The sequence below is a fragment of the Micropruina sp. genome (assembly GCF_047606365.1).
Classification (GTDB): domain Bacteria; phylum Actinomycetota; class Actinomycetes; order Propionibacteriales; family Propionibacteriaceae; genus Micropruina.
Genome location: NZ_JASGEN010000016.1, coordinates 1 through 8792, shown reverse-complemented (window position 1 = coordinate 8792; position 8792 = coordinate 1). Strand labels below are relative to the sequence as shown.

Genomic DNA, 8792 nt, shown 5'->3' with positions numbered 1-8792 from the left:
TCGACTTCGAACGGTTCGTGCACGAGCACTCGGTCGGCTTGCAGCAGTTCGCCTACCTGGTGATCGGCAATCCCGAGGACGCCCGCGACGCCGTCCAGGACGCGCTGCTCGGCGCCATGCGGCAATGGCACACCATCCGCGGCACCGGCAACCCGGCCGGCTATCTGCGGCGCAGCATCGTCAACGCCAACGTCTCGCGCTGGCGCAAACGCCGCCGCGAAGTCGTGGTCGCCGAGGTGCGTGACGAGGCCGTGCCCAGCGACAGCCGGGTGTTCGACTCGATCTACCTCGGCGCGCTCACCGGCCGGCTGACCGGCCGCCGCCGGGCCGCGCTGGTGCTGCGCTACTGGGAAGAGTGCAGCTACGCCGAGATCGGCGAAGTCCTGGACTGCACCGAGGCCAGTGCGCGCTCCTTGGTGCACCGAGCGCTCGGCGATCTGCGCCGCGAGGCCGAGAGGGGGAGCGATGGCTGACGACGATCCCTTCACCGGCCGGAGCGAGTTGGAGGACGCGCTGCGGCGCCACTTCCGCGACGAGGTGGCCCGAACCGACTTCCAGCCCTTTCGGCTCGACGAACTGCAACAGCCCCGGCCGACGCCGGTCCGGTCCCGGCGGAACCGGTGGCTGCTGGCCGCGGCGGCCGCTGTCGCCGTGGTGGTGGGGGCGACCCAACTGATCATCGGGCAGTTGGCCCCAGGGCCGGTGACCGCGGTCCCGGCCAGCGCAACGCCGTCCGCGGGCCCGGTGCAGGCGTCCACCGCGCCGCTGTGGACGCCGCGACTGCCGGCTCCGGTGGACGTGGACCGCTACGCACAGGTCAGCCTGAACGGTTCGGTGTACCTGCTGGCCGGCCGGAGCACGGACGGAACCTGCCGGCTGGACGGCTACCGCTACCAACCCGGCGCCGATCTGTGGCAGCAACTCGCCGACGGTCCGAGTCGCGGCCGGCAGTGTGCGGCGAGCTACGCGTTCGCCTCCGGCAGCCGGATCTACGTGATGATCGACGCCGGCGCCAAAGCCACCGGCGACCGGATGGAGCTGTACGGCTACGACACCGTCGACAACGCCTGGAGCGCTTTCCACGACGCCGGATTGCCCGACGAGAGCGGCTGCACCCCGGTCGGGCTCGATGAGGGCATCTTCTGCCTCGACCAGAGCGACGAGGCGTCCGGTGCCCCGATCGGCTACCACCGCTTCAGCTTCGCTGATCGCCGCTGGACCTCCGGAGCGGTCCAACCGGGCGGGGGCCGAACCCGGCTGTCGGTGGCACCGCTCCGGGTGAACCTGGCCGCCGGCGAGCGGGTGCTGCTGGACACCCGGCTGCCGAGCGGCGGCATCGTGCTGACCGACTGGGATCCGGCGACCGGCAGATTCGCCGAGCTGACCGAGCATGCCGGCACCGGTGCCGAACTGGGCGCCGCGCAACTCACCGCGGACGGCACGGCCTACTTCAATCCGCCTGCCGACCCCGCGGGCCAGGGCATTCCGGCGAGCGACCCGCGGGCCACCACCGGCCTGGCGGTGGACCTCAGTCAGGCTCGCTGGCAGACCGTGGTCGCGCCGCATCCGGCGGGACCACTGATCAGCCAGACGCCCAGCGACGCCGGATGGGCGTTGCGCTACTACGGCGCGCAGGCGTCCGGCTATGTGAACGCCAACGGCTACCTGTACCGGCCCGACCGGCAGAGCTGGCTGGCGATCGCGCCGCTGCCGGCTCCCGAAGCGGGCAACGTGCAGCTGGGCTGGGTCGGTACCGCCCTGCAGTGCCAGCGCGCCGCCCCGCGCAACTGCTGGGGGTTGTCCGCCCGGCCGCTCGCCGAGCTGGCTACGCCACTCGATCAGGCGGCCATCGATGCCAGCAACGCACGGGTCGGCTGAGGGCTCGATGATGGCAGCACGCGTCAGTACGCGCGACCGGTCGGGTTTGGTCAGCAGCGGTACTTCCTGGCTCGGTCGGCACTGGCCGATGCTGGTGATCGCCGGGATTGCCTTCGTCGTCCGGTTGGTTCCCGTGCTGCGCGGCGGCGGCCTCACCGGGCGCGGCAGTTACGATCCGTTCGTCTACTACGGGGCTGCGGCCGCGCTCGGCACCGGGAAGCTGCCCTATCGGGACTTCCTGCTGCTGCATCCGCCCGGCGTGCTGCTGGCCCTGTTCCCGTTCACCGAACTCGGCGAGCTGGCCGGCGACCCGATTGGAATGGCGGGGGCACGGCTGGCGTGGATGGCGATGGGCGCGGTCAACGCCGCGCTGATCTACCTGATCCTGTACCGCCGCGGCCGGACGGCGGCACTGGTGGGTGCCGGCCTGTACGCCGGTTGGTACCCGGCCTGGTACGTCGAGCATGACGTCCGGCTGGAAGGACTGGCGACGCTGCTGCTCCTGGCGGCGTTGTTGCTGCTGGAACGGATCGGTGCGCGTCGCGAGCCGCTGGGCTGGGTGGTGCTGGCGGGGACACTGCTCGGCTACGGCGCCCTGGTGAAGCTGTGGGGTCTGGTGCCGCTGGCTGTGGTGCTGGTCTGGTTGCTGGTGAGTCACGGCGTCCGGCTCGCGGCCGGTGTGCTGGCCGGCGCAGCCGGGGTGATCGGGCTGGTGATGCCACCGTTCGCGATCGCGGCACCGAACTGGCTGCAGCTCATCGTCTTCGCCCAGCTCGGCCGTCCACGTGACGACCACGACTGGCAGTTCCGGTTGCGCTCGCTGCTCGGGATGGGCCCGGTCACCGGGACGGTGGGCACCGTCGCCATGGTGGTTGCGGCGCTGCTCACCGTGGCCGCGATCGTTGTCGCCTGCCGGACGCCGGCCGGACGGCTGCACGCCGCCCTCGCCGTCGCCGGCACAGCGGTGCTGCTGGCCGGGCCGCTCTGGTACCCGCACTATGCGGCGTTCGTCGCAGCCCCACTGTGCCTGCTCCACGGCAACGTCGCTGGGCTGCTCTGGCGGCGGATGACTGCCGGCTGGCTACGGGTGATAGTGGCGGCCGGAATCGCCGCGGTGCTGCTCGGCGGAGTCCTGGCGCTGCTCAGTTCCAGCACCGGGACGCGGTTCCCGGCGGCACGGCTGACGGCGCTGCTGGACGGACGGCCGGGCTGCGTCACCACCGACCGGACCGCGGTGTTGGTGCTGACCAACACGCTGCGTCGCAACATCGCCCGCGGCTGCCCGGTCGTGGTGGACCCGCTGGGCTACCGCTTCGCCGGCCAGGGAACGGACGCCTCGCCGGCGGCCACCCGGCATCGCTACCAGCGGGAACTCGTCGACTACCTGGCGAGCGGGCACAGCGCCGTCCTGGTGTCCCGGTCGCCGAAGAGCTTCGAGCCGGAGCTACGGGCGCGGATCGAATCGTGGCCGGTGATCGGCGGCGTGGGGCGCTACCAGGTGCGGGAGCCGTCGTGAGCGCCGGTCCGGTGGAGGCTCGCGCAGCGGCCGGAGGTCGGTGGCCGGGGGACTGGTGCCGGGGGCACTAGATTCGGACCAGGCTCGGCACGATAAGGAGCATTGCGTGTCATCACACCCCCCTCGGCCAACCTTCCGCCGACCGGTGGCGGGACTGGTGGCGCTGCTGTTGACCGTCGTGCTGACCGCCTGCGGCTTCGAGCCGTCCGCCCCGCATTCCACCCCCGTGCCGTCAGTGGGAGGGAACGGCCCGGCGGCACCGACGCTGGGACCGGTCAGTTCCGTGCCCGATCTGCACGTTCCCGGCCGGCTCCAGGTGGTTGCCGGGACGGCGGACCGGTTCATCATCGCCGGCGACCAGGCGCCCGGACGGTACTCGGCCGACAACGGGCGAAGCTGGCAGGAACTCCCCGCCGAGATGGTCGTCCGCGCCGACCTGCAGCGCGGCGGCGGGCCGTCCTTCGGCTCGTACATCGGCTATCAGGGGACCTTCGCCGGCCTCGTGCCGGCTGAGGAGGGCAGCGGCTACCGGGGGTTGCAGCGCTGGGATCCCGACACTGGCGAGCTGACCTTCTACCCCCTCGACCTGCCGGCGATGGTGCCCGGCGGCGAGGCTGAACCGCTCTATCCCGTCGACTACGTGGGCACCACGATGGTGCTCAGCGACGGCCGGATCCTCCGTTTCGGCGACGGCCGGGTGGAGCAGCTGACGCCGAACTTCGCCGCCACGCCGCGGCTGGACGGGCTCCGCACCGCACTGACCAAGGACGGTGCAACCGCCGTCCGGCTGGGCTATTCGACCACCGGCAACTACGGCTACCTGAACATCGCCCCGACCACGAGTGGTGTCGCCGGCAAGGCATATCGCATTCCCGGTCTGCTCGCGATGGACGTCAGCGCCTTCACCATCCACTATCTGGTGGGCACCACGACGACGCTGCGGGCCTGCCGGGTGAACGTCGAGACCCCGCGCGACGCGACGTGCACGAAGCTGACCGACGGTGACTATCGCCGCTCGCGGTACGACGCGCGGCTGACCACCTCGATCGGCGCGACGCAGGTCTATCTGGTGCGGCGCTCCGGCGGCGGCACGCGGCAGTGGCTGGTCCGTGAGGGCCGGGCCAGCGCGGTCGGCGGCTCCGGCCAACGGTGGCAGTGGTTGCCGCTGCGCGACAGTGGGCAGCCGATGGCGCTGGTCACCGACCGGGCGGGCGTGAGGATGGCGGCCGAGGTGAATCGGAGCGGCACCCCGAGCCCGCTGTTCAGCGCCCCCGCGGTGGCTGCCCATGCGCTGGACGGGGTGCTGGCCACCGGCCGCATCACCTATCAGCAGGACGCCTTCAGCAACCCGGCGGGCGTCCAGCGGTCGGTGTGGACCCGGACGCTCGGCGAGAAGGGCCTCGGCGCCGCCGCACCGCTCACCGACCGCCGGGTGGTGGCGGTGCGCGCCTCCGCGGCTCGGACGGTGGCGCAACGCGGCCGGCCCGGACGCCGCGGCACCACCAGGATCGACTGCTACGACGGCGGAAAGCGGATCGGCAGCTTCCCGGCCGGCCGCGGTTCCTGGCTGCGGACGCTCAGCGGGCCGTACGCCCTGGTCGGCGAGCGGGTGCTGCGGGTGGACGGCACCCGCTACGACAGCGACAAGGTGCTGGCGTTGTTCGGCAGCCAGGTCGTCGAGGCGTCCGGAACCGAAGACTCCGCCTCACGCACGTTCCAGATCCGTGACCTGGAGCGCCCGGACGCCGAACCGGTGCCCTTGGAGTTGCCGCAGCCGGAGGGCCGCAGCTACCGCGACGACGGTTGGCTGGCCTGGAAGGACTGGGTGGTGGCCGGCTACCGGGAGGGTGGCGGTTACGACCAGCTGATCTACAACCGCCGGACCGGGGCCGGCATCACTGTGACCGGCGATGACGAGGTGACTGCAGTCGGCGACGGGTGGGCCGCGGTGACCACCGCGACGACGACGGAGATCCGGGCCCTGGACGGTTCAGGCACCCTGCCGCTCACCCAGGCCGGTCGCGGTGCGGTCAGCACCGACGGTGGGCGCACCGTGGCCTGGACCGACGAAACCGGGGTCCGGGTGGCCGAACTGAGTGGCCTGCAGATGTCGGCGCCACGCCTGCTGGGAGTGATCGCTCCACCCACTTTCGCGCGTGGTGCGGTGTGGCGTCCGCAGTTCGACCTGACCCAGGCGGTGCGGGCCGGCAGCATCGAGATCCGGCGAGCCGACGGCACGCTGGTCCGGACCCTGCCCACCCGGGCCTCCGCACAGGGCTCGATCCGCGGCCCGGCCTGGGACGGCACGGACGCCTCCGGCAAGAAGGTGCCGCCCGGTAGGTACCACTGGACGCTGAGCGTCGAAGGCGCCGACGGCAGCGGTGCCGCCACCGCCGTCGACGGCAGCGGCCCGGCGACCGGCACCGTCACCGCCGCCGGCTGAACTCAACGGCTGTTACAGCCGTTCCCGCAGCCCGGACGCGCGGCGTGCGGTCCGTTCGACGGCGGCCCTCAGCGCCTCCGGCGTCCCGATCAGGTGGACGGCGTCGCGGGCCCGGGTGACGGCGGTGTAGAGCAACTCGCGGGTGAGCAGCGGCGATTGCACGTCGGGCAGCACCAGGGTGACCGCCGAGAACTGGCTGCCCTGGGACTTGTGCACAGTGAGGGCGTCCACCGACTGGATCGGGCCTAGCAGTTCCGGGCTGAGCGGACGGGTGGCGCCGCCGGCGAAGTGCACCAGGGGGCGTCCGGTGCCGGTCAGCACGACGCCGGTGTCACCGTTGTAGAGGCCCCAGTCGGGTTGGTTGGTGGTGACCAGCACGGGACGCCCGGCGTACCAGTCGCCCTCGGCGCCGAACCCGGCCACCGAGGCACGCAGCCAGAACTCCGCCTGCCGGGCCCAGGTCGTGGCGCCATGCGGGCCGTGCCGATGCGCGCACAGCAGCCGGTGCCGGTCGAGCAGCCGCAGGGCCGTCGCAGCATCGCCGGCGAGCGCGGAGCGGTGGATGTCGCGGCCGAGGTGCACCACTCGGGCACGCAGTTCATCCTGCGGCTGGTCGGGCGCGGTGAGGGTGAGTTGCGGATGGCCCGCGGTGGCCAGCGCGAGCACGGTGCCGGCATCACCGGAACGGACCGCTTCGGCGAGTTCGCCCAGCACCCCGGTGAAGCGATAGTTGCGTCGCAGCCGAACCACCGGGCTGTGGCCCTCGGTGCCGCGCCAGGACGCCTGAGTGAGATCGCTCAACACCGCGCCGGCACCCACCGAGCTCAACTGGTCGGGATCGCCGACCAGCACCAGCCGGGTCCGGTCGCCGAGTGCTTCGGTGAGCCGGGCCATCATCGTCAGCGACACCATCGACAACTCGTCCACGATCACCACGTCGTGCGGCAACGGGTTGTCCCTGTTGTGCCGGAAGGCCGGACGCCGATGCGGCTGGGCACCCAACAGCCGGTGCAGGGTGCTGGCGGTAAGCCCGCCCACCCGGTTGGCGACATCGGCCGGCAGGGCATCGGCCGCCTGCCGCAGGGCTTCGTCCATCCGGGCCGCCGCCTTGCCGGTCGGCGCGGTCAGCGCCACGCGTTGCACCCCCTGCCGGAACAGCAGGGCCAGGATGCGGGCGATGGTGGTGGTCTTTCCGGTCCCGGGGCCGCCGGCCAGCACGGTGACACCCGAGGTGGCCACCTGGGCGGCGGCGCGGCGCTGGTCGGGGTCGGCGTCCGGTGGTGGGAAGAGTTCGTCGAGCCAGGTGTCGAGGAGAACGGGGTCGACCTCGGCCGGACGGGTCAAGGTGCGGCGCTGCAGGCTGAGCCTGACCTGCTCCTCCTGTTCCCAGTAGCGGGTCAGGTACAGCTTGTGGTCGATCAGTCGCAGCGGCCGGGTGACGTCGCCGTCGCTGCCGTGCGCCACCGCCGGGCTGTGCCGCAGCGCGGCGAGCCAGCCGTCCGGGTCGGGCCAGAGCTCATCCGGGATCTCGACCAGCTCGTCGTCGCGTCCGGTGACGCCGTTGCGCACCCGGTCGAGTTCGAGGCACACCGAGCCGGCCCGCAGGGCCCGGACGGTGAACGCGGTCGCCAGTTGCACCCGTTCGTCGCTCTCCCGGTACAGCCGGGTGATCTGCCGGGCCGGATGCAGGTCGGCCCAGTCCAGGACGCCGAGGGCGTGGAACTCGCCGACCAGCCCGGACGCGGCGATCGACAATGCCGGATCGGTCACTTCTCGACACCTCCCAGCCGTCGGGACAGTTCCTCCACTAAGGACGCCGGCGGCTGCCAGGCGAACACCCCGGTGTCCGGCCCTGAGGTCGGCCCACCCATGCCGCGCACGAACAGGTAGAGCACCCCACCCAGGTGTACCTCGGGTCGATAGCCGTCGAGGCGTCCGGCCAGGAAGCGGTGCAGCGCGACGCAGTACAACAACGCCTGCAACGGGTAGTGGGAGGCACACATGGCGGCGACCATCGGCCCCTGCGCGTAGTGACCGAGAGTGAGCTCCTCACCGCCCAGCCGGTTGGTCTTGTAGTCGACGACCACGAACCGCGGCTCGGCCGGCGCACCCACCCGGAACACGGCATCGATGCTGCCGGTTAGGAACCCCTTCAACGGCTGGACGGCCAGCACCGGGTCGGCGAGCAATGCCGGGTAGCCGACCAGCGGATCGTCGGGGGAGAGATGGACCCGCATCAGCTCGGCCAGATCGCCCAGGGTGAAGGCGGTGCTGGGCGCCATCGGCAGGTCGAAGTTGAGCTCCGCCAGCCGGTCGCCGACCGGGAGTTGGGCGAGGCTGCGGTGGTCGGTCAGCGGCCCCAGCGGCGTCATGAAGGCCGGCACCAGGGCGTCCGCCAGCCCGGCCGGGGTGACGCCGGGCAGCGGGAAGCGGGGCAACCACTCCGCGGCGGCCGTACGCAGCCCGGCACGCAGGGCGTCCTCGTCGGGGCCCGGATCGACCTGCTCGAACAGGGCGTGCACCAGGGTGCCGAACTGGGTGCCGCCCGGCAGATCGCTCATCGGCGAAGGAGCGGTGTCGAACGCCGACGGCACGATCGATTCGGTCTGCTCCGGTTCGTCGGCCAGCAGCGGCGCCTCGGCATGCACCCCGGCGGTCAACCCCGAATACGAGGTTCGGCGCCAGTCCGGGTCGACGGTGCGGTCGAAGCTCAGTGCCCGCAGCATCGGAACCGAGCCGGTGTCACCGCGGAGCGGTGCGGGTGCACCGGGCTCGACGGGCTGCACCGCCACCGCCCGGGCCTCACGCAGCCATGGCAGGTCGGCGGGGGAGAGGCCGCCCGGTGCGCGGTCGAGCGGATAGCCGGCCGCCGGCGCTGCCGGCAGCCGCTCGCGGTCCCGGTAGAGCACCCGCTGCAGCGCGGAGCGGGGGGTGTGCGGGGTGCGCGCCCACCAG

6 protein-coding genes are annotated in these 8792 nt (G+C 72.3%); 4 read left to right on the top strand and 2 right to left on the bottom strand.

The window, feature by feature from the left end:
- From QM624_RS02440 to QM624_RS02425, 4 genes are all read left to right on the top strand, one after another.
- On the top strand, positions 1-473 hold a 473-nt coding region (locus QM624_RS02440; RefSeq protein ID WP_415088517.1), incomplete at its 5' end, for an RNA polymerase sigma factor.
- The gene (locus QM624_RS02435; RefSeq protein ID WP_415088516.1) at positions 466-1878 is read left to right on the top strand and encodes a hypothetical protein; all 1413 of its coding nucleotides are present in this window, start codon (positions 466-468) and stop codon (positions 1876-1878) included. The genes QM624_RS02440 and QM624_RS02435, both read left to right, overlap by 8 nt.
- Positions 1879-1888: 10 nt before the next feature.
- On the top strand, positions 1889-3394 hold the full coding sequence (locus QM624_RS02430) for a glycosyltransferase family 39 protein (RefSeq protein ID WP_415088515.1): 1506 nt from the start codon (positions 1889-1891) through the stop codon (positions 3392-3394).
- Positions 3395-3500: 106 nt separating this feature from the next.
- The gene (locus QM624_RS02425; RefSeq protein ID WP_415088514.1) at positions 3501-5837 is read left to right on the top strand and encodes a FlgD immunoglobulin-like domain containing protein; all 2337 of its coding nucleotides are present in this window, start codon (positions 3501-3503) and stop codon (positions 5835-5837) included.
- A 12-nt stretch (positions 5838-5849) separates the two neighbouring features.
- On the opposite strand, the gene recD is transcribed toward QM624_RS02425, so the two are convergent.
- Both recD and QM624_RS02415 read right to left on the bottom strand, forming a co-directional pair.
- Positions 5850-7607, bottom strand: coding sequence for an exodeoxyribonuclease V subunit alpha (gene recD, locus QM624_RS02420; RefSeq protein ID WP_415088513.1), 1758 nt, complete (start codon positions 7605-7607; stop codon positions 5850-5852).
- The coding region (locus QM624_RS02415; protein ID WP_415088512.1) for a PD-(D/E)XK nuclease family protein at positions 7604-8792 on the bottom strand (1189 nt) is incomplete at its 5' end. The genes recD and QM624_RS02415, both read right to left, overlap by 4 nt.